This is a genomic window from Pseudoalteromonas sp. JC28, from assembly GCF_013319255.1.
Taxonomy (GTDB): Bacteria; Pseudomonadota; Gammaproteobacteria; order Enterobacterales; family Alteromonadaceae; genus Pseudoalteromonas.
Genome location: NZ_QOKX01000002.1, coordinates 304,937 through 326,425 on the forward strand (window position 1 = coordinate 304,937; position 21,489 = coordinate 326,425).

Consider the following 21,489-nt stretch of genomic DNA (forward strand, 5'->3'; position numbering starts at 1 on the left):
TGGGGACCTCGGTCTCCTCTTTCTCATGTTAGTATTAAGACCAATACAAAAAACTGACTTCGACGCGCTAAAAACCATTGCGGTTGAATCTGGCCATGGGTTTACCTCACTGCCAGTAGATGACGAATTGTTGTCTAATAAAATTAACCGCTCGGTTGAAAGCTTTGCAAAGTCAGTATCAAAACCATACGACGAAGGCTATTTATTCGTTCTTGAAGACACACAAACGGGCGAAATTATAGGTACCACTGCGATTGAAGCCGCGGTCGGTATGTCAGTGCCTTTATATCACTATCATCTTGGTAAAACAGTACATCACTCAAGAACTTTGGGTGTCTATAATACCGTCGATATTCTATCGATGTGTAACGACTACACCGGAAGCTCTGAGATCTGCACGCTATTTTTACGTGAAGGTCATCGTCAAGGCTTCGCTGGTCGCTTTCTTTCAAGAAGTCGTTTCTTATTTATGGCAGAACATGCAGAACGCTTTAGCGACACCGTTATTGCGGAAATGCGTGGTGTAAGTGACGAACATGGCCATTCGCCATTTTGGCAGTGGCTGCAAGAACACTTTTTTAGCATTGAATTTCCGCAAGCAGATCACTTGGTCGGTCTCGGGGACAAAGTGTTTATTTGTGAACTTATGCCCAAGTATCCCATCTATGCAAACCTACTAAGTCCAGAAGCACAAGCTGTGATAGGTAAAGTGCACGAGAAAACCAAGCCTGCTTTGCGTTTATTACAAAAAGAAGGGTTTGAACACCGTGGCTATGTTGACTTGTTCGACGCAGGTCCAACGGTAGAAGCCAAACTAGACAACATTAGAACGGTTAGAGAGTCGTTTAAAGGTGAGGTTGAAATAGTCGCTTCACTACCTGACAAGCTCCCTAATCTTGCTATTTCAAATGGTCGATTAGACGCGTTTAAAGCCACGTTTACCGATCAGGCTTATCTGTGCGAAGCGGAAGAAAAAATTCAGCTGACCGTAGAGGTAGCCAATGCGCTTGATGTCACTCAAGGTGAACTGATAAACGCATTTAAACTATAGATTTCAATGTCGTGCTGATACCAATTGGTATAAAGTTTAACAAGCTGTCACCAAGACAAAAAATTAGGAAACCATTATGCACAACAACGTAGATACACTATTTGAACACCTGTGGGACAACTACCTAGAAGTAACACCTTCAGCAGTTAAAGTTCATGAACTTCTCGGCTCAACGCAAAAAGACGACGTGATCAATGACCACATCGCATTGCGTACCTTTAATATTGAAAAAGTAGGCCTAGAAAAGCTCGCTGCACATTTTAAAGCTGTGGGTTATACAGAGTGTGGCGAATACCACTTTGAAGCGAAAAAGCTATATGCTAAACACTATGAACACCAAGATCCAACGAAACCAAAGGTGTTTATCTCTGAGCTGCTCGTTGAAAAATGTTCAGAAGAACTACAAGCTATCGTTAAAGACATGGTTGAGCAAATCGACGAGTCTGCAGTAACAGCTGAAAACTTCCTGTATTCTGGCACCCACTGGCGCGTTTCTCACGAGACATACAAAAAACTACTGGCTGAGAGCGAGTATGCCGCATGGATGTCTGCATGGGGTTACCGCGCTAACCACTTTACGGTAAGCATCAATTACCTGAAGAACTTCACTACAATTGAAGCTGTAAATCAAGCACTCAAAGACAATGGTTTTGAGCTAAACACCTCTGGTGGCGAGATCAAAGGCTCTCCAGAAGTGTTACTAGAACAATCTTCAACGCTTGCTGATCACCAAAACGTGCAGTTTAATGACGGTGAATTTAGCATTCCAAGCTGCTTCTATGAGTTTGCTCTGCGTTATGCCAAGCCTGACGGCGAGATCTATACTGGTTTTGTTGCAGCTTCTGCTGACAAAATCTTTGAAAGTACTAACGCAAGATAATCGCGTTTAAAATCAGTGCTTGCCTAAGCACTCTGCCCAAATTGTAAAGCAGCCTTTATGGCTGCTTTTTTAGTTAATATTAGCCACAACTCCAATCAAACTCACGAGTTACCAAATCAAGCATACCTATCCCTCCGCCAAAGTTATGCCCACCTAAGATCTCTTCGAATTCGATGTAGTAAGGTGTAAGAAAATCTGGGATCCCTTGACCGTTTAAACTCGTCCCGCCTAAATGGTTTGGCGAAACACTCTCTAACCACTCAGGGTCGCCTTCATACGGATCAATATAACCTGTATCTTCATATTCGCTGGGCATCTTGCCCGCATTAGGATCACTAGGGTTAGCAACAAGCGTAATTGCACGGTTAAAACTCACTGCTTCTGGGGGAATTCCACCAAGCTCGCGATATATTTGGTATTCTTCAGCTGGCAAACTGAGATACTCAGAATAGTTCATTTTCCAAAAGCAACTCGCCCCCCCCTCGACTAACCATTCAGGGACGCAAACATCATCTTCAAAATGTCGTTCAATAATGGTTGGCGGTGAACAGAGCTCGCCGTAAAACTCAGCTTCACTAAGCAGGAGCGTTGCGTAATAACAATCTAGCGTATCCGCTGCAAACTTACAGCTAGGATGAACCGTTTGCATCGCCTGCCAAAAGGGTTTGAATAGCGGTTCATCTGGCGATTGCTCAGCAAATAACGCCTCTTCTAACCCTTCAATATATTCGGGCCCGCCATCATTGTGATCAACCGCGATTGCAAAAAAGCTAACCGCAAATGCATTCTCATCAGTGCGATAGCCCTCTGGCAATCTTAGTGTAAAGCTGTGTTTTAGCGGGTAGCCGGTATGTGGGTCAAGCGGCCATTGATTGGCTTTAATTCCGGGGGGCAAACCAAATACCCAACCATCAAAGCGCGCTTTATCATCAATGGATTGTTTCAATATCTCGATATTATAAGCATTCATTACTATCTCCTTATTAAATAACGTTGCTTTCTCGTAAGTTAGGGCCTGTTTATCTTTCAAGTTTGTTTTTGCAGCAGCAAAGAACAACAGACCCTAGTATAAAAGTATTAACCCCACAATTGAAATAGGTACTTAGACTTTTTACAGTGTTTGAGACACTTAAAAATATTGTTTATATTCATTACCTGTTGTTGAAAAATCAGTAGTGAAGATGATTAGACAAGGATAATAGTTATGAATTATTTTGGAACGTTTGGTTCAACGGAAGAAGAGGCGCTTAACCTTCTCATGCCTGTTGTCGACAATGCTTTGAAAGCGCATGAGAGAGGAAACTATCAAGCATATTTATCTGTAATAACCGCCGACTTAGCCAAAAAGGTTTCTGAGGAGGGATTTTTACGGGCATACCATGAAATCGCGCCGCAGCTTGGCCGCTTAAAATCCAAAACCTTGTTAGCGTCTCTTCGAAGAGGTCAGGATCCAATGCTGATATTTGCAGCGAAGTACGAGAACACGCAAGACGATATCGTAATTAATATCACATTTAAAAACGCGACTACCCCGCCTTTAATTGCATGGATGTGGATTGAATAGTCCTTTGGTTCAAAGGCTTAGATCAAAACTTATAGGAGGACCGTTTCCGGTTTGCTTCACACTTGTGTAATAACATGTATAACCCTTAACAGCCGGTTATTAGGACGAGTAAGTGAAAACAGTGACAGGAAATGGTAATCCCTCAACAAAATTAGACTGTATCAGTCACCTAAAGCAATAATTTTGGCAGTAGACACCGCGGATATTTTCACTCCAAAACTGGAGATACTTGGCAGTGTGGCATTATGATGTATTCTTATTTGTTCACCTGACATGTGCTTTTTGCAATGTGTGGTATGGGCATCCGCCACTAATGTAACTGCATAACCCAAACCCGCGGCTCGCCGACTCGTTGTATCAACACAAAACTCTGTAGCATAACCACAAACATAAATATGTTGAGCTCCATGTTCTTCAAGTATGTTAGACAGATTTGTGTTTAAAAATGAATCTGGGGTGGTTTTACGCACGAACTGATCATTGGCGTCAACTTGAAGTACTGATTGTAATTGCCAACCTTCACTACCATACTCAATCGCAGTACCGTTTTGCTCATGTTGAATATAGATAACTGGCATGCCTTGCTTTCGAGCCCAATCTGTCACTAAGTTAATTTGGCTTAACACCTCTTCACTTGCATACGGTTTGGGCTCTGGGTCGAATAAAAGACTCTGTACATCAATTACCAATACTGCAGATTTCATAGCATACTCTTTTTGGGCATAATCTTGCTTATAAATTAAAAAGCCGCCAACAGCTTGAACAGCATTCATTCTTTCAAGGGTTGTAGTGCCCAAGCAATATAAATCACAAGCGTTATATTGTCATTTTAATATTTATACATTGGTCTTACTGCCACATTGGCTATGTTTCAATACAGCTAAACAAGTTATGATAAATGTGTATGCAAAGACCTTGTGGATAGCACACTTATGGACAAGATTGATCACCAGATATTAACCCCTTTAACGGCATTACTATGCTTGGTCATAAGCGGTTGTGACGACCTAGGCCAACAAATAGACGCGCTTACTGGCGAGCAAGACAAACAAGTGCAAACACTAATTGAGCGCACTAAAGACCAAATGGTGTTTGTTGAAGGCGGCAGCTTTATGATGGGCGATGGTGGAGGTCCTAATAACTTGCCTTGGACCATAGCTCGCGATAATAAGCCCGCTCATAAGGTGACCCTTACCAGCTATTCGATGGGCGCTTATGAGGTAAGCTATGGCGATTTTGATTTATATACCGCAGTAAACGACCTACCAAAAACCATGTGGGAGGATTGGGGTAAAGGGGAAGTTTGGCGCGCACCTGAATTCCCTGCGGGAGTGAGTTGGTATGGTGCTAAGAACTATTGTTTATGGCTGGCGAAACTCACACAACTCCCCTTTGATTTACCAACAGAAGCACAATGGGAATTTGCAGCACGAAACCGTGGCGAAAATATTTTGTTTGCCACCAATACAGGTATGCTTGAACTCGGTGTAAATTACTCTCTCGCCGAAGAGCCAGAGCCGCATATTAGTGGCACCTATCCGCCTAACCCATTAGGATTTTATGACTTGAGCGGCAATATGATTGAATGGGTCAATGACTGGTGGGCTGAGGATTACTATCAACACTCCCCAGAGCAGGATCCTAAAGGGCCAAAAGAAGGCACAAAAAAGGTCATGCGCGGTGGCAGGTTTTTAGAGTCTCCTCGCGGTAGTAACGTATTTACACGGCAAGAGTCAGATGAGCTTGATGAGGCGTATCGCGCTAAAGGATTTCGCTGTGCGCTAAACCAAGCGAAGTCACTTTCTGTTCAATCAGTTAACTAGTGTACTGCCACCATATTTATCCTCGTAAAAGTCAGCGTTTATTCAAACTACTTACTTTATGCTGTGGCAATTTTGATTTCGCCTGTACGCTTGGTATGCTCGAGCTGCACTAAGGATAAATAAGTAACATACGGAAAGTCACCATATGGAAAATAAACGGATACATTCACTCCTCTACTTTGCCAACATTAACCGGCCCAATATTCTCGCCAATAAATATTCTACCGCTCCAAGTCTCGCATTACTTTGTATGGTAATGACCGGGTGCGACGGCCTTGGCCAACAAATAGACGCGCTTACTGGCGAGCAAGACAAACAAGTGCAAACACTGATTGAGCGCACTAAAGCCCAAATGGTGTTTGTTGAAGGCGGCAGCTTTATGATGGGCGATGGCGGTGGTCCAAATAACTTACCTTGGACCATAGCCCGCGATAATAAACCCGCTCATAAGGTGACCCTTACCAGCTATTCGATGGGCGCTTATGAGGTAAGCTATGGCGATTTTGATTTATATACCGCGGTAAACGACCTACCAAGAACCATGTGGACAAAATGGGATAAAGACGAAATTTGGCGCGCACCTGAATTCCCTGCTGGAGTGAGTTGGTATGGCGCAAAAAACTATTGTTTATGGCTGGCGAAACTCACACAACTCCCAATTGATTTACCAACCGAAGCACAATGGGAATTTGCAGCACGAAACCGTGGCGAAAATATTTTGTTTGCCACTGATAGTGGGTGGATAGAAGAAGGTCGTAATTATGAGCTAAATACTGATTATGCGGAACCTTCTGGCACCTATCCCCCTAACCCATTGGGATTTTATGATTTAAGTGGAAACATGATTGAGTGGGTCAATGATTGGTGGGCTGAAGATTATTATCAGCACTCACCAGGACAGGACCCTAAAGGGCCAAAAGAAGGCACAAAAAAGGTTATGCGAGGAGGAAGGTTTTTAGAGTCTCCTCGCGGTAGTAATGTATATACACGGCAAGAGTCAGATGAGCTTGATGAAGCGTATCGTGCTAAAGGATTTCGCTGCGCGCTAAATCAGTCGACTAAATTAAGTGTGCAACCAAACTAGCTTGGTTGCACGTATATAATTAAGCCATTGCGATAAATGGAGTTGTATTAAGCATAGCTACTGCAACCGAACCGGAACGTGCTCGGCTTGGTAGTTTGCGTCGCCATGCATCAAACTCTCGCTGCTGAGCACCTTCTAAGATACTATTCAGCTGAGATAAGCCCTCTTCTCGGCTGCATTTTGCGCCGCCCTCCCCCATATGCTGCAATACTTCATCTAGCTCTTCAGTGCAGAGAATATGCTTAAGTATAATAATAATCGCATTCTCGCGCTGCTCATTTAAGCCCGACCAGCTGTAGGCGTCTGAGTCAATAAGGCTAGCGAGGTTAGGGTTCGCTAATAAGTTTAAAAAAGCTCCCTTGGACTCAGGTACCGTAAACTTAAGCATTTCTGGTGTTTGTTCAACTCTCTGTATAATGGCCTTTGCTTGTTCATGAATAAGCACTTTAGTTCGCCACCATTTATCAACTGAGTCAATCGTCCCACCAACAAACTCAGTAATATCTTTACCTGTTGCTATGTGCATAGATACTGCTTTGTATAATACTTTAAAAGCATCTTCTTGGATAAATGCTAGGTAATCATAATCATTATTTTTAAGCTGGTGATAAACAAATTGGGCAAGCGTGACAATTTCATCTACACCTATCTCACAGACCAACTCTCCGCCAGCACCTACGCCCCAGATAAGTCCCAATTTCGCGCGAAGCATAAACCTTCCGTCTTCATAACCAATATAACATCCGGCATGTGCACCAGCGCCAAATGCGCCTTCTGCCTTTCCACCTAGTTTAGCTAAATCACAAAAACTAGATTTACCAGATTTTTCTGGATTATCCCACTGCAAAGCACCAGTTAACTCACAGCCTGCGGATACCCCAGCGAATGCGCTGAGCTCGCCTTTTACAGGTTCAAACTTGCGATCGGCGCGGCTAAGTGCTTTTACTTGTTCAGGGGTTAATCCCTCAAGCATCATTTTACCTTGCTTTACTGTACAGCCTACATTTGCCGCCGCTTGTAATTTCGCTCCTGCATAGCCAAAAAGGGCAATAGTCGCATTTAATCGGATCGCGCCTAAGTTTATCTCACGCTCTTTGGTTGTATTTTTAAGCGGCATCATAAACTTAAATTCATACCCATTTTTATTAGGGTAGTAACCACTCATTGCAGCTTTTGCTTCACCGACTGCAAAATCGACTTTGGCATCAGCTTGAAATGAAAAGACACCATCCTTTGGGCTAAAGTTTGCAGCAATGCCTGCACCATGGGTATAGCGCATTAATCGCGCCTCTGCACTGGCGTCAAAATAGTCGCTTTTTTCAAACCTTTTTATCTTTAGATCTTCATTTAGCTCCCTAGCCCATTCGCCCCATATGGTTGTATACGTGTCGACAAGCTTCTTATCATATTTAAAATTGACCTTTAGCTTGCTCAAATCATTTTTAAGCGCTTTGTTCAGTTTGTTACGGTCTAAGTTGCCATTCGCATCGCTAAAACGACGACCGTTTCGAATGTCCGTATCAATTTTATAGCGTCTAAAGTGGTTGGCCATTTTATCACTACGCACATAAGTATATTTTCGGCCTTTAAAACCAATGACTTCGGTAATTTTATTAGCGGTAGGGCCTGAAACAAGTGGTTTTAGGGTCTCATTTAACGCCTTTTTTGCGTCAATTACTTTATCATCTTGTTTCGAGAGGTCTTGTTGTCCAGCCAGCGCTTGCTTTAGCTGCTCCATGGGAGGGTTAAGTACTTCCATTTCTTGCTCTAAAATATCGGCAAGTGACTGGGTGACTGCTATAAAGCTGTTATCTTCTGGAATATATATAAAATCAATAATTTCCAGTTGGTCTTCGGATTCTTCAACCGAAAAACTCACGGAGTGCGTCGCACCTCCGGCTTCAGCGGTTAATGTGTATTCCCCCGCCACAAGCGGTAGCGCCAACTCCCAATCATAACCTCTGTCTGGTATGTAGTTGCCATTCACTTGCTCCAATATGGCTGATTTTGAACCCGACGTTGGCCCTTTCCAGATTAGGTTAACGCTGTTGCTATTATAGAATTGTCCTTTAACTAGTACGTCAAAGCCGGTATTCACCCTGACTTTATCACCCGCTTTGGGAGGATTTTTTATAGTAAACTGAGGATGGTTGAAGCCATATATACGGCTTTCATTTGGTGTGCCAGTATACTGCTCGACAACACTCGCGGCAGTTTCTCCCGGTCCTAATACATGATTTGCAAAACGTCTTTTAGTGGCTTGGTTTTGCTCTAGTTTTACGATTTGCTTTGGATTAGGTTGACCAATAATAACAGATGGCGCAATAGTATCTATGGGTTGTGCTGTACTTTCTAGCTTAGTGGGTGTTTTTCTATTAGCAGTGTTATTGTTACCTTGACTACTCCCATTATGGTTAATTGAACCGACATCTCCACCTGAGAAAGCTTTACTGCCACTAGAACTGAACTGACCTTCCACTTTAGCCTCAAGCGCTGACTTTTTAATAAACGCAAAGATCTCCTTTATATTGCCTTGAGAAACCGTTTTGAGACGTTGTGCTTGGTTATTTGAAATAACAAGTAGTTGTCTATCGTCATGGTGATGAAATCCACCATGCCAGTAACGAGCTTCTTTTGGGTCAATACGAATATAGTCAGTGTGATGGGGGTTAAGTGCTTTCAGAATGATGTTAGGCACTTTAGCCATCGGCAATCTGGTTGGTTGTGCCGAATTTTTTACGTCTGAATCTGACTGAAAAAGTGAATCATCGAATGTACCTTGCTGTGCGTCTTGCACAAGCGCAGGCCACTTGTCAAAAGGCTTCATGCCAATCCTTCCTTGTTTATTCCGGTTGTTCCTCATCAATGCAATTTGCTACTCATCAATGAGCGCGAGATATAATCTGGACTAGATTTTATACTGATGGAGTCAGTTATTCAATCAAGGAAAAATTTTGCTATTTACCTGTTCTAAATGATGAGAAATTCTTAACGCAGTCAGCGTATGATTTCCTCCCTCAAATTGAGCAATTATTAAGACAAAGTAGTATGACATATCATTGTCAAAAAGACCCTGTAGAGTTTACTCTAGGTTACTCTAACACGCTCAAAAGTTAGTTGGTGCGGTAATATTTTCGCGTTGAAAAGCAACAGGGCCAACTTAACCAAAGGCGATTAAAGGAGTTAGCATGACCAGTTATGTATCAGAAATAAAGGCGCTAAATCGCGGGCTAAGTGTTAAGCCTCCCATGACACATCCCGCTATTGATTCAAAAAAACACTACAAAAGCGAGTTAAAATACTGGCAAACCCAACTATTACATGTGCAACAAGCCTATTTTCACCAAGGGAAGCGGGCTATTTTAGTGTTTGAAGGCTGGGATGCGGCTGGTAAAGGAGGCGCGATTCGCCGCATGACAGAAAAGCTCGATCCGCGCGGCGTTAAGGTCTACCCAATCGCAAAACCAACGCCTGAGGAACAAGGCCGGCATTACCTGTATCGGTTTCAAACAAAGTTACCTCCTCGGGGTACTATGACTATTTTTGACCGTTCATATTACGGCCGAGTGTTGGTAGAACGGGTTGAAGCGTTTGCTAGTGAGCACGAGTGGCGTCGTGCCTATCAAGAAATCAACGAATTTGAGCGTCTGCTAACAGATGATAACGTCCGCATTGTTAAGCTATTTTTACACATTAGCGAAGATGAACAGCTCAAGCGCTTTACAGAGCGTTTAAATAATCCGTATAAGCGCTGGAAACTAACGGAAGAAGATATTCGCAACCGCCAAAAGCGACAAGATTATGAGCAAGCAATTGATGATATGTTTGCTAAAACCGATACAAATTTAGCGGATTGGCATTTGATCCTCGCGGAACATAAATGGTATGCCCGCGTACAAGTGATGAAAACCATTGTCGAAGCGTTAAGCAAGGGGGTTGATATCAGTCCCCCACCTATCGATAAAGCCGTTGTAAAACTGGCAAAATCTCAATTGGGTATTGTTCAAAGGGAGGACTAATCCATGAATCGTCACGACTATCTTGCATCTTACTTTAATGAGCGTGAAGGCATTCACGTAAGCAATGAGTGCAGTAAATTCGACAAAATGAGACTCAGTCCATTTCGGTTCTTCCGTGGTAGTGCCGCGCTTATGTATAAGGACTTACTGGAGCAACAATTACAGTTACCTGAAGCGGCCACCAGCCTGCCACTCACCTACGTAATGGGCGATTGTCATACGGGCAATTTTGGCTTTCATAGTGAAGAAGGCAGCCACGGCGACACCTTAATTTTTGAACCTAATGACTTCGATGACGCCTGCGTCGGACACGCTGTATGGGACCTGTTTCGCTTTTTAGTGAGTTTACCGCTTACCCAACTAGAAGGTGGGCGTATTCAAGAGCAAGCTCAAGATATTAAAGACCGAAGTAAACCTTTGGTAAGTAAAGAGCTGGTTGCCCAAGCACAATTGGACTTTTTACACAGCTACCTAAAAGCCTGTCAGTTGTCGCTGGAGCATAAGGTCGATAGCAACACAGGCTTAACCGAATTTGATAATAATCATATACTGCATAAACGATGGCAAAAAGGGTTACAAAGAATGGCGGGTGGTGCCGCGTTTACGATAAAAAGCACGCTCGCAAAGGAAATCGACCTTAGCATTAAGCCGCTATGTTTTCGCGAAGATAAACTGAAGTTTAAGCAACTTGACCCCGATTTAAAAGAAAACCTTATTCATCACTTTGCGCCCTATGTTGATGACGAAATTTTAGATTGTGTTGAGCGTATCGACCAAGGCACAGGCTCATTGCATCTGAGCAGATATTATTTGTTGGTTGGCCCAAACGTACAAAAGCCCACTAAAGATATTTTGCCGCTATGCCACATTGTGGAGGTAAAACAACAGCAACTCGCTTCGCCTCTTGCTTACTTTGCAAATTTAAGCCCAGTGAATCGCTTAGATCCCGCACACTTAACCGTCAACAGTCAAAGAAAAATGCAGCGCCGTACCGATCTCATCTTAGATAATGCACTGTGGCAAGGCAGTCACTGGCTGGTACGCTCGCGCCATCATGCTCGCGTTGGTATAGACCCAGAAGACATCACCATTGGTAAGCGTGCAGCGACTAAGTCAGGCTTTAGCCAATATGCAGAAGCTTGCGGTGAAGCACTTGCCCTTTCACATATGCGAGCAGATAGACGATCCTTACAATTTCAGGAGGATGCCGTAGCCATTTTACCTAGCCTCATTGATGACCTAGTCAAATCGGCCAGTCATTACAGCGAGCAAGTCGTAGCCGACTGGCGTTGGTTCTGCGAGCAATCCTAGAGCTAAGCGATTGCGCACTCAACTTGCTTTTGCTTTGGAATGTCTACAATTAGGCCATCCTCTGCAATGATGAGTGCATTGCTAAAGTGCAACTTGGCCTCTTCAATAAGAGGCTGCAGCATGCCCTCGCCATGATAGCGCACGCTAAAGTGAGTGAGCGCGAGCATGGGTACTTGATGTAGTTGTGCAAATTGAGCGATGCGCTTGGCATCGCTATGTCCTGTATGAAATCCCACTTTATGAAGATCAGCAGCGGTAAAGGTAGCTTCATGAACAAGCAAATCGACCCCTTTTATCATCTGCGTTAGCAAGCCGGGCTTTTCGTTATCACCACAAATTATTGCAACTCGAGGTTGCCAACTATAAAAACTGTAGTTATCTGAGGTTAAAAGTCGGCCTTGGTATTCCACGTCTTGGCCCTTTTGCAACAAGTTGTAGTGTCCACCAGACGCAATACCATCTTGCTGAAGTTTGTCTATTTTTAACTTGCGAGGAATGCACTTTTCCGTGAGCTTATAGCCAACACTGGGCACTCTGTGTTGTAGCGCTATGATGTCGATGTCGCAACATTCAAGCGGTAGCTTATCGTTTATTTCTTCAATGGCGATGGTGATTAAGTCAAAACTGAGACTCACCTCTGTCAGTGTAAAACAGCTTTGCACAAACTGAATAACGGCCCTCGGCGCAATCAATTTTAGCGGCGCTTTGCGAGAGTTTAACGCCATGGATGAAATGAGTCCGGGTAATCCATAGCAATGATCCCCATGAAGGTGGGTAATACAAATCGCTTCGAGATGATATAGGGTTAACTCACTGTGCAGCAGCGCATGCTGGATCGCTTCAGCGCAGTCAATTAGTACCCAGGCTTTGGTATTTTCAAAGCTTACTGCCGCTGCCGACATATTACGTTGCTTAGATGGGCTACCTGAAGAAGTGCCAAGAAAATGTACTTTCACGCCAAAACCGTTTACTTTTTAAGTGGGTATACCATTGTAACGAATAAATAACGTAATAGCGAAGCGCGTGAGCTTCCCTTGCAACGTAATCTCTAAGGAGAAGATGATGAATTTGATACCTTCGGACAGCATGATCTTGGTGATCGATATTCAAGAAAAATTTCGTCCTCATATTGAGGTGTTTGGCAATATCGAGCGCCAAGTAACCACCCTGCTACAAGCTGCAGAACATTTGTCTGTTCCTGCACTGATTTTTGAGCAATATCCCAAAGGGCTTGGCCATACAGCACCGAGTTTACTTGAATTTAATCTCCCGGTTATCGAAAAAACCGCGTTTAGTGCCTACCACGTTGAATCTTGCAAGCAAGCTATTCAAGAATATAAACGCGACACCATCGTCGTGGTTGGCCTCGAAAGTCATATCTGTGTACAACAAACCGTCAATGACCTACTTGCGGACAATTTCAACGTTGTGATAGTTGCCGATGGTATTTGCTCACGTAATCCAAAACACACAGATTGGGCGCTAATGCAGATGCAGGCAGATGGCGCACGCTTTTTGGCTTTAGAGTCTATTTTATTTCAGTGGCTAAAATCGGCCAAGAATGAGCAATTTAAGGCAATTTCAGCGTTAGTTAAGTGATCGGCTATCACAGTGAAAGCGTATTCCAAGTATCGAGGTGAACAATGAAAAATGAATTAGATAGCAAGTTCTTATTAACGGTGTTCGAGCATATTCAAAAGCACGGTGAAGTAACCGAAGAAGGTAAACGCTATGAGGGCATAGTGGCCTATTCAGATCCAGATGGTTACACCATATACCTGCAAGGCAGTGGCGTGTTACTGCGCTCTGGGTTTCATAATACTTATCACTTGGATTATGAACAAGATAAGCACAAAGACGATTTTATTAAGAAGCTAGATTACATTTTTAAAAAGGCGAATGAGTAGCTTATATCCAAATACCAACCGAGGACGTCGCGTTAGACGTCCCCACCCTGAAAGCAAACAAACCCGCGCATATGTAAGTAAGGTCGTCGAAGCGCTCAGGGGAAATCCAAGTAAACTCAAGATAATCAAACAGAACTGCGATGAATTTCGCCAGCAACGCTTTTTAAAACGTGGCTTTTTGCTCGCCATTGAGCGCTTTGATTGGGTGTTTGCGGTGGACGATGATGTAGAGCGAATTTGCCAGCAGATCCTCGCCGACGACTACATAGGAAAACGCCTACGCCGCTACCCTTTATTGTTTAAGGGGGTGTTAGATGATTAACCTCGTTTGGCTCAAACGTGACTTAAGAGTGTCCGACCATAGACCACTTTACGAAGCGTGTAATAATGGCAGACCAACCCTGATATTGTATGTTATCGAACCTGAATACTGGCAGCTCCCCGATACCAGCGAAAGACAATTTCAATTTTTGAAGGAGTCGCTGCTAAGCCTTGCTGAGCAGCTGCAGCTTTTAGGTGGCACGCTGACGATTCGCCAGGGCGATATCATTGAAATACTTGAAAAGATCCATCAACACATCGCGATCGCAACCCTTTATTGCCATCAAGAAACGGGGAATACATGGACATTTGAGCGCGATTTGCGTGTTATTGCCTGGTGCAAAGAACGACACGTAACGTATGAAGAATATCGCCAACAAGCCGTATTTAGGGGAAAAATTAATCGTGATAAGTGGCAACAGCAAGCCGAAGACTGGCTGCAAAGCGACTGCCTACCAACGCCTTCAAAAATCAATCCACTGCTGCAACAGCATAGTGGTATTGCACTTTTAAATGACTACCCTGGGAATGACAGCAACTCAGCCCCAAAGCCACAATTAGGTGGACTCAAAGCCGCGCAGCAAACCTTGAATAGCTTTTTTAATCATAGGATAGACAACTATTTATTTGGTATCTCAAGCCCGGTAAAAGCCGTAACCAGTAGCTCCAGACTCAGTCCGTATTTGGCCTATGGCGTGCTAAGCCTCAGGGATGTGTTACAACAAACTCTTGAATTAAATGTTGACTCAAAACGCAATAAGAGCGGTTTTTTATCACGGCTTTACTGGCATAGCCACTTTGTGCAAAAGCTCGAATCAGAACCGCTTTATGCTGAGCGCGCTGTGCATGCATCCTTAATTGATATGCGTGCGAGTGAATTTAATACGCAACGTTATGAACTTTGGGCTCACGGCAACACGGGCGTCCCCTTTATTGATGCCTGTATGCGAATGCTGATCGCCACAGGCTGGATAAACTTTCGCATGCGCGCAATGTTGATGGCGTTTTCAAGCTATCATCTATGGCTTGATTGGAAACAACCAGCAGCAAGACTTGCCACTCTATTTATAGATTATGAACCTGGGATCCACTATCCTCAGGTACAAATGCAGTCAGGCACTACTGGGATAAATCCGTTTCGCATCTATAACCCCATAACGCAGGGGCTAAAATATGATCCAGAAGGCCAATTTATTCGCCGCTACATTCCTGAGCTTAATCACGTTCCAACGCATTACTTGCATACACCTTGGTTTTATACCAGCTTAAAAGAAGACCAATATCAGCGCCCTGCTATATTACCCGATGACGCAGCAAAAATTGCCCGTGAAAAAATCTCCGCATTTTATAAGCAATATCTAGATAAAGATGAAACAGGCAGAGTGCTTCATACTCACGCTTCAAGGCGTCGCTCAAGTCGTGGACGCAAAAAACAAGCAAGTTCTGATAAAAATCAGCTTAAGCTATTCTAACTGATCCGTTTTTGCACAATGTTCCGCCTTTCACCCTAAAAAGAGGACAAATAGCCGCTTAAGCATGATCTCATGTAAAAAAAATGCTAAGGTTGCGCCATTTTTTGGAACTGAGAATTTAGCTATGTCAAATGCTGTAGAGACGCAAGCTGATAGTCAGGACCAACAGGGGCAAAAAGGGGGATTATTCAATCGCTTCTTGGCAACTGTTGAGTTCTTAGGGAATATGCTTCCCCACCCTATTACTTTGTTTGCAATGTTTTGTATCGCCATCGTGTTATTTAGTGGTATTGCCGATTGGATGGGGCTATCTGCCATCGATCCTCAATTAGAAGGCTCAGCTGGTCGCGATCCCGACGGGGTGATTGAAGTCGTAAGCTTGATGAGTGCAGAGGGCTTGCGATGGATAGTTACCCATCTTGTAACTAACTTCACTGGCTTTGCACCACTTGGAACTGTACTTGTAGCACTACTTGGGGTTAGCGTTGCTGAACACTCAGGTCTGCTATCTTCAGCAATGCGTGGCATGGTGATGGGCGCTTCAAAACGTCTTGTAACATTTATGATTGTGTTTGCCGCTATCTTATCGAACACCGCTTCAGAACTCGGCTACGTTGTACTTATTCCGCTCGCCGCAATGATTTTCCATAGCCTTGGTAGACACCCTCTTGCCGGTTTAGCAGCCGCATTTGCAGGCGTATCTGGTGGCTACAGCGCAAACCTCCTACTTGGCACTATCGACCCGCTATTAGCTGGTATTACCACTCCCGCAGCACAGATGATAGACCCAACATACCAAGTTGGTCCAGAAGCAAACTGGTACTTCATGATAGTTTCTGTATTCCTAATTGCCATATTAGGCACCGTAGTTACTGAGAAAATTGTAGAGCCACGTTTAGGAAAATATGACCCGAAAGAGGCCAGTGTTGATTTAAGCGAAAACAATATAGAAAAGCTTTCTGCAAAAGAAAAATCTGGCCTTAGATGGGCTGGTTTATCGCTACTCGTAGTGAGCATTCTGCTTGCATTAACCATAGTACCTGAAGATGGTATTTTACGTCATCCTGAAACAGGCGAAGTGGCGGGTTCACCATTTTTAAAAGGGATCGTGGTATTTATCTTCGTAACCTTTGCTATCCCGGGTTTTGTGTACGGCCGTGTGGTTGGGACCATGAAAAATGACCGCGATATTATTGATGCAATGAGTAAAAGCATGAGTTCTATGGGCATGTATATTGTGTTGGTGTTCTTTGCCGCCCAGTTTGTTGCATTCTTTAAATGGACGAACTTAGGTACTATTCTTGCGATTAATGGCGCAGCATTGTTACAGGCGCTAAACCTAACCGGCCCAGAAGTATTCGTACTGTTTATTTTCATGTGTGCACTAGTTAACCTAAGCCTTGGTTCATCATCAGCTCAATGGGCTGTCACGGCACCGATATTCGTTCCAATGCTTATGCTTATCGGCTATGCGCCGGAAACCATTCAAGCAGCGTACCGTATTGGAGATTCAGTTACTAACCTTATCACTCCCATGATGAGCTACTTTGGTTTGATATTAGCGGTTGCGACGAAATACAAAAAAGACATGGGTATAGGTACATTAGTAGCAACTATGTTGCCGTACAGCATGTTCTTCTTTATAGGTTGGGTAGCACTATTCTACGTGTGGGTATTTGGCTTTGGTCTACCAGTTGGACCTAACTCTCCTATCTACTACAATCCGTAGCTAATACTTTAAAATTATCTAAATGCCAGCATTTGCTGGCATTTTTATTTGTGAAAACCTCAACCCTCACCTAAGGTTGAATAGGAGACAGCGAAGAAGGAGCCGATTTTGGATACCAATAACATTGCAATTATTACATTGGTATTAAACTAACTTCACGTGATCACTGTTATTTTATGCCCTGTTCCTGAGTGATACACGTGACCTAACATTAGGTGAATTATGTATACACTCTTTTACTATCCACAAAGTGCGAGCCTTGCGCCTCATATTTTATTAGAACTCATTGGTGAGCCTTATCAACTTGAACTGGTGGATATCAAAAAAAACGCCAACCGTAGTGCACAATACTTAAAACTAAGCCCTGCCGGACAAGTACCAGCCCTCGTTGACGACGACTTTACCTTATTTGAAAGCGCTGCAATTTCTCAGTACCTTGCTGAAAAGCACATCGACAAGCAGCTTATCCCAACTGAGCTAAAACTAAAATCACAGTGTCTGCAATGGATGCATTTTATGAGCGCTTCTATTCACAGCGACTTATTGATGTATACCTACCCAGAACGACACACACAAAGTGCTTTGATGTATGACGACCTTATTCGCTCGCAGCAAGGTCGACTGGAAGAAGGGTTTGGTATTATTGATACCTTACTTGCAGACAATCATTACCTGTTTGCAAATCAATTTACGCTGTGCGACAGCTATTTATTTATGCTTTGTGAACGTGCGAAGACATTTTTAGAAAAAACGCCTTCGCTTAAGAATTTACGCCGCTATTATCGCCAAATTGCGGCAACACCAGCTATTAGCAAAGCCTTAGAAATGGCTGAGTTTTAGCCTGAACGATTAACGTTAATAAGTACAATACCGGTCAGCACAGCAATCACGCCCACGACTTTTTGCAGGTTAATAGGCGTATAAGGTACACCAAAGAGACCAAGCTGACCGATCACCATAGCTACCACCATTTGACCACACAAGTAATAAGCCATAAGGTTACCTATACCCATTTTAGGAATTAAAAAATAACAGAGTCCCACCCCTGTTGCACTTAGCACCCCACCTAAACACCACAAGTACCAAGGCACCGCTTTTAGCTCTGAGGTTGCTGGCAGCACGTTATCAGATACCCGAAAGGCAATAAAGGCATAGAATGCGCTGACGGTAAACGCCACTCCAGCTGCCAATATCGGACTTTTTAATAAGCCGCCAAGTTGTGCATTCATGCTTGCCTGCACCGCAATTGCACCACCTGCAAAAACGGCTAATATGGCAAAAATCATCGTCACACCTCAAGATGCAGCAAGTCTCTCGATTTCCTTACTTTGCTTGTATTCGCGTTCACATCCGTACTGTCACGAATGCCAATTGGCGCAATTAATACCGTGCGTAAGTTTAAGGATGAAAGACCCAATACGTCATCGTAGGCAACCTTATCGATACCGGTCATTGGGCAAACATCAATTTCCATACTGGCGGCTACCAGCAGTAATGTACCGAGGGCCAAGTGAGCCTGCTCAGAACACCAGCTATATTGAGACGCACAGTCCATGGTGTGTAGCGCGTCTTTCATACCCAATTCCATCTGCGCATAGACAAGCTCATCAAGGTTTCGATTCGCCTTAAAGTCTTGAATGTAGCGCTCTATTTGGCTATCAATAGGTGACATATCCGCAGCAAAAACTAATAGATGACTATTATCAAGCACCTTTTGTTGTCCATACGAATGCGGTAGTAATGCTTTTTTTATCGATTGCTTGGATATTTGAATAATCTTATAAGGCTGTAAGCCAAATGCTGAAGCGCTCAACCCCGTTAGTTCGATTAACTTATCGACTTTGTCTTGCGCAATGGTTTGCTCAGAAAATTTGCGGACGGCGTAACGCCAATTCAATAACGATTCTAGTTGTGATGTATTCATAAGTTGCTCTCCATTATGTGTTGAAGCAACTTTAACAAGATGAAGAGCTTGGCTCATTTACCTATGTAAACGAACCTGAATTTTTTAACGACTTTCTTATTCGGCTTAACTGTGTAGGAGTGATCCCAAGATGTGACGCCAAATGGTATTGCGGTACACGCTCAGCAAGTTCTGGCTGCTCTTTTAAAAATGCGAGATAGCGCTCCGTGGCATCTAACTGCACCATATAAAGCTCTCGCTTATCCTTTTCTAACAACCAGTTCTTCTCAAGGTACAGTATTTGAAATCGCATTAATTCCGGATTATCCATCAGCAGTGCTCTAAATTTCTTAAAATTAATTAGCATAACCTCAGTCGGTTCTAAGGCTTGGATCCCCTGATTAGCGGGTTCAGCACGGTGCAAAGCGTGCATTACACCAGGAAATTCCCCCGCCACAAAAAAACGCTTATTGTATTCCTGTCCAGCAGCATTGGTATTTACTAATCTAACTAACCCTTGATGTAAAAATGCAAAAGTAGTCAGATACGCTCCTTCTTTGTAAAGCCACTCATCTTTCGCGAGTAGTTTGATGCTGGTGATCGCAGCAATAGCGGACCAGGTTTCTTGAGAAAGTGGATAATAGGCGTCTACCGCTTGTTTTAATCTTGTTAGTGCATCCATGATTTATAGCTTTATGATATTATTCGGATTAACTATTCCTATTTGCAGTGTCTATGTCAATCTCTAGCCATTACCAAGCACAAATCGAATGTGGAAATCTTACTCCTGATGCAGCGCAGCAAGCTGCAATTTCAGCCTTAGATGCCCTTTCTCATTCACTCGCTTGTGGTCACTCGAATAAAGGCATCTATTTTTATGGCCCTGTCGGGCGAGGCAAGACCATGCTGATGGATTGGTTTTATGAATTCACTGACGTCGCAAACAAAACTCGCCTACACTTTCATCACTTTATGCAACAGGTGCATAAAGAGCTCAATCAAATTCAAGGTGTGAGAGATCCTTTAAAGCGGATAGCCCAAAATTGGGCAGAGCACACTTCTGTGCTGTGCTTTGACGAGTTTTTTGTCACCGATATCGGCGATGCAATCATCATGGCGCGATTATTTGAAGCCCTTTTTGAAGCTGGCGTGACCTTAGTTGCAACCTCTAATTGTCACCCAACCGAGTTATACAAAGATGGATTACATAGAGACCGTTTTGAGCCAACAATTGCGCTGCTTATAAGTCACTGCGATGTCATATCTGTATGTGGTGAGACGGACCATCGATTTAGCAAAGGCACAACGGCAAACCACTACTTCGTCAACGATAAACAAGCATTTTGGGACGCCTTTACTAATGCCGGTGGCGTATTCAAACAGAGCATCCTGGAGATTAATCATCGTCCAATTAACGTGCTTGGCGCAAATGAAAGCGTCGTATGTTTTGATTTTATGGAGATCTGCTCAAGCCCACGCGCTACCAATGACTATATTGAGCTTGCACAGCAAGTTAGCTGTATTTTTATCTCTGAGTTACCGCTACTTGGTGTTACTCCAGAGAATAAAGATGTAGCGCAAGGAACTGAGGAAGGCTATATCCGCCCAAATAACTCAACGCAACCTAGGATTGGCGACGATGAGGCCAGACGCCTGATTGCGCTTATCGATGAATGTTACGAAGCCAAAGTACCGGTTGTTTTTTTGGCCGCTGCGCCCATATCGCAAATCTACCAAGGTGAGCAACTGGCATTTGCTTTCGCTCGCTGCATTAGTCGAGTGACAGAAATGCAAAGTTGGTCTCTTAGCGCCTACTGAGCTTACAATTTTTATAATTGTATAAATTACAAACGAGTGCTAACCTGCTGCAAATAATAATAAAAAGTATGTTTCTATGAAAAAGTTTCCCTTGTCAGAGAGTACTGGCGACAGTGACTAATCAACAAAAACAAGCTCAGCCCTTTATTCCTGACTCTTTTATGCCACCAACGAGGGTTAGCACATCCCATTTTTCTTTTACCGTGCTCAATGAGAAAATTGCGATAGTAGATTATGAGCTGGTGATGGCTAATCAAGTACGCTTGCAAGGCATATTTGGTCCGAATTCAGACTGGCCGAAAGCTACTATGACTTATGAGGAAAACATTGCGAGTTTAGCCACCCACAAGGAAGAATTTATGTCGCGAGCGGCATTTGCCTATGCGGTTTACACCAGACACAGTGAAAAGTATATCGGTTGTGTCTATATCGATCCGCCACAATCTTCAGATTTTGATTGTGATGTCTATCTATGGATAGGAGCAGAAGATATCACATTGGATAACCTAGTCTATCAAACAATTACTCATTGGTTAAAAACGGCATGGCCATTTTCTAAACTTGCATTTCCCGGTCGAAACGTTGCATTCAATACAGAGTAAAAAAC

At 43.4% G+C, this 21,489-nt stretch carries 22 protein-coding genes; 15 read left to right on the forward strand and 7 right to left on the reverse strand.

Features of this window, described 5'->3' with window-relative positions:
* Window positions 1-25: 25 nt before the first annotated feature.
* Window positions 26-1,051: an arginine N-succinyltransferase gene (gene astA / locus DS891_RS06515; RefSeq protein ID WP_010605388.1), complete on the forward strand. Its 1,026-nt coding sequence runs from the start codon at window positions 26-28 to the stop codon at window positions 1,049-1,051.
* Between the two features lie 76 nt (window positions 1,052-1,127).
* The gene (locus DS891_RS06520; protein ID WP_010373001.1) at window positions 1,128-1,931 is read left to right on the forward strand and encodes a DUF1338 domain-containing protein; all 804 of its coding nucleotides are present in this window, start codon (window positions 1,128-1,130) and stop codon (window positions 1,929-1,931) included.
* 79 nt (window positions 1,932-2,010) lie between these two features.
* Here the strand turns inward: DS891_RS06520 and DS891_RS06525 are convergent, their stop codons facing one another.
* A complete protein-coding gene (locus DS891_RS06525; RefSeq protein WP_174169238.1) occupies window positions 2,011-2,901 on the reverse strand; it encodes a hypothetical protein in 891 nt (296 codons plus the stop codon).
* Window positions 2,902-3,135: 234 nt separating this feature from the next.
* Between DS891_RS06525 and DS891_RS06530 the strand changes: the two genes are divergently transcribed.
* Window positions 3,136-3,495 carry a hypothetical protein gene (locus DS891_RS06530; RefSeq protein ID WP_095729356.1) on the forward strand — a complete coding sequence of 120 codons (360 nt, stop codon included), beginning with the start codon at window positions 3,136-3,138 and terminating at the stop codon, window positions 3,493-3,495.
* A gap of 161 nt (window positions 3,496-3,656) precedes the next feature.
* Here the strand turns inward: DS891_RS06530 and DS891_RS06535 are convergent, their stop codons facing one another.
* Complete coding sequence (locus tag DS891_RS06535; protein ID WP_010605386.1) at window positions 3,657-4,199, reverse strand: cysteine hydrolase family protein; 543 nt, start codon at window positions 4,197-4,199, stop codon at window positions 3,657-3,659.
* A 228-nt stretch (window positions 4,200-4,427) separates the two neighbouring features.
* Here DS891_RS06535 and DS891_RS06540 point away from each other — a divergent pair, with 228 nt between their 5' ends.
* Together DS891_RS06540 and DS891_RS06545 are read left to right on the forward strand one after the other, a co-directional pair.
* Window positions 4,428-5,318 (forward strand): SUMF1/EgtB/PvdO family nonheme iron enzyme, encoded by an 891-nt coding sequence (locus DS891_RS06540; RefSeq protein WP_217448596.1) that lies wholly within the window; start codon window positions 4,428-4,430, stop codon window positions 5,316-5,318.
* 145 nt (window positions 5,319-5,463) lie between these two features.
* A complete protein-coding gene (locus tag DS891_RS06545; RefSeq protein ID WP_174169240.1) occupies window positions 5,464-6,402 on the forward strand; it encodes an SUMF1/EgtB/PvdO family nonheme iron enzyme in 939 nt (312 codons plus the stop codon).
* A 19-nt stretch (window positions 6,403-6,421) separates the two neighbouring features.
* Here DS891_RS06545 and DS891_RS06550 read toward each other — a convergent pair whose 3' ends face one another.
* Entirely contained in the window at window positions 6,422-9,229 is a 2,808-nt protein-coding gene (locus tag DS891_RS06550) for a hypothetical protein (protein WP_174169241.1), read from the reverse strand.
* A 361-nt stretch (window positions 9,230-9,590) separates the two neighbouring features.
* Here DS891_RS06550 and DS891_RS06555 point away from each other — a divergent pair, with 361 nt between their 5' ends.
* Window positions 9,591-10,421, forward strand: a complete 831-nt coding sequence (locus DS891_RS06555; protein ID WP_174169242.1) for a polyphosphate kinase 2 family protein — start codon at window positions 9,591-9,593, stop codon at window positions 10,419-10,421.
* Window positions 10,422-10,424: 3 nt separating this feature from the next.
* Entirely contained in the window at window positions 10,425-11,732 is a 1,308-nt protein-coding gene (locus DS891_RS06560) for a DUF2252 family protein (protein WP_174169243.1), read from the forward strand.
* A 2-nt stretch (window positions 11,733-11,734) separates the two neighbouring features.
* On the opposite strand, the gene DS891_RS06565 is transcribed toward DS891_RS06560, so the two are convergent.
* Window positions 11,735-12,688, reverse strand: a complete 954-nt coding sequence (locus tag DS891_RS06565) for a ribonuclease Z (protein WP_368032174.1) — start codon at window positions 12,686-12,688, stop codon at window positions 11,735-11,737.
* A gap of 103 nt (window positions 12,689-12,791) precedes the next feature.
* Between DS891_RS06565 and DS891_RS06570 the strand changes: the two genes are divergently transcribed.
* From DS891_RS06570 to DS891_RS06595, 6 genes are all read left to right on the forward strand, one after another.
* Window positions 12,792-13,331 (forward strand): isochorismatase family protein, encoded by a 540-nt coding sequence (locus DS891_RS06570; protein WP_254605731.1) that lies wholly within the window; start codon window positions 12,792-12,794, stop codon window positions 13,329-13,331.
* Window positions 13,332-13,375: 44 nt separating this feature from the next.
* Complete coding sequence (locus DS891_RS06575) at window positions 13,376-13,639, forward strand: DUF3081 family protein (protein ID WP_174169244.1); 264 nt, start codon at window positions 13,376-13,378, stop codon at window positions 13,637-13,639.
* On the forward strand, window positions 13,632-13,961 hold the full coding sequence (locus DS891_RS06580) for a hypothetical protein (protein ID WP_174169245.1): 330 nt from the start codon (window positions 13,632-13,634) through the stop codon (window positions 13,959-13,961). The genes DS891_RS06575 and DS891_RS06580 overlap by 8 nt, the downstream gene beginning before the upstream one ends.
* Window positions 13,954-15,432: a deoxyribodipyrimidine photo-lyase gene (locus tag DS891_RS06585; protein ID WP_174169246.1), complete on the forward strand. Its 1,479-nt coding sequence runs from the start codon at window positions 13,954-13,956 to the stop codon at window positions 15,430-15,432. The genes DS891_RS06580 and DS891_RS06585 overlap by 8 nt, the downstream gene beginning before the upstream one ends.
* Before the next feature lie 124 nt (window positions 15,433-15,556).
* Entirely contained in the window at window positions 15,557-17,161 is a 1,605-nt protein-coding gene (locus DS891_RS06590; RefSeq protein WP_254605733.1) for an AbgT family transporter, read from the forward strand.
* A 222-nt stretch (window positions 17,162-17,383) separates the two neighbouring features.
* Window positions 17,384-18,001 carry a glutathione S-transferase family protein gene (locus DS891_RS06595; RefSeq protein ID WP_174169247.1) on the forward strand — a complete coding sequence of 206 codons (618 nt, stop codon included), beginning with the start codon at window positions 17,384-17,386 and terminating at the stop codon, window positions 17,999-18,001.
* Here the strand turns inward: DS891_RS06595 and DS891_RS06600 are convergent.
* From DS891_RS06600 to DS891_RS06610, 3 genes are all read right to left on the reverse strand, one after another.
* Window positions 17,998-18,447, reverse strand: a complete 450-nt coding sequence (locus DS891_RS06600; RefSeq protein WP_017216748.1) for a DMT family transporter — start codon at window positions 18,445-18,447, stop codon at window positions 17,998-18,000. The two genes, DS891_RS06595 and DS891_RS06600, sit on opposite strands and share 4 nt — an antisense overlap.
* Window positions 18,448-18,449: 2 nt before the next feature.
* Entirely contained in the window at window positions 18,450-19,085 is a 636-nt protein-coding gene (locus DS891_RS06605; RefSeq protein ID WP_174169248.1) for a nitroreductase family protein, read from the reverse strand.
* Between the two features lie 61 nt (window positions 19,086-19,146).
* The gene (locus DS891_RS06610; protein ID WP_174169249.1) at window positions 19,147-19,746 is read right to left on the reverse strand and encodes a Crp/Fnr family transcriptional regulator; all 600 of its coding nucleotides are present in this window, start codon (window positions 19,744-19,746) and stop codon (window positions 19,147-19,149) included.
* Between the two features lie 53 nt (window positions 19,747-19,799).
* On the opposite strand from DS891_RS06610, the gene zapE reads away from it, so the two are divergent.
* Entirely contained in the window at window positions 19,800-20,882 is a 1,083-nt protein-coding gene (gene zapE, locus DS891_RS06615; RefSeq protein ID WP_174169250.1) for a cell division protein ZapE, read from the forward strand.
* 113 nt (window positions 20,883-20,995) lie between these two features.
* On the forward strand, window positions 20,996-21,484 hold the full coding sequence (locus DS891_RS06620; protein ID WP_174169251.1) for a hypothetical protein: 489 nt from the start codon (window positions 20,996-20,998) through the stop codon (window positions 21,482-21,484).
* Window positions 21,485-21,489: the final 5 nt, after the last annotated feature.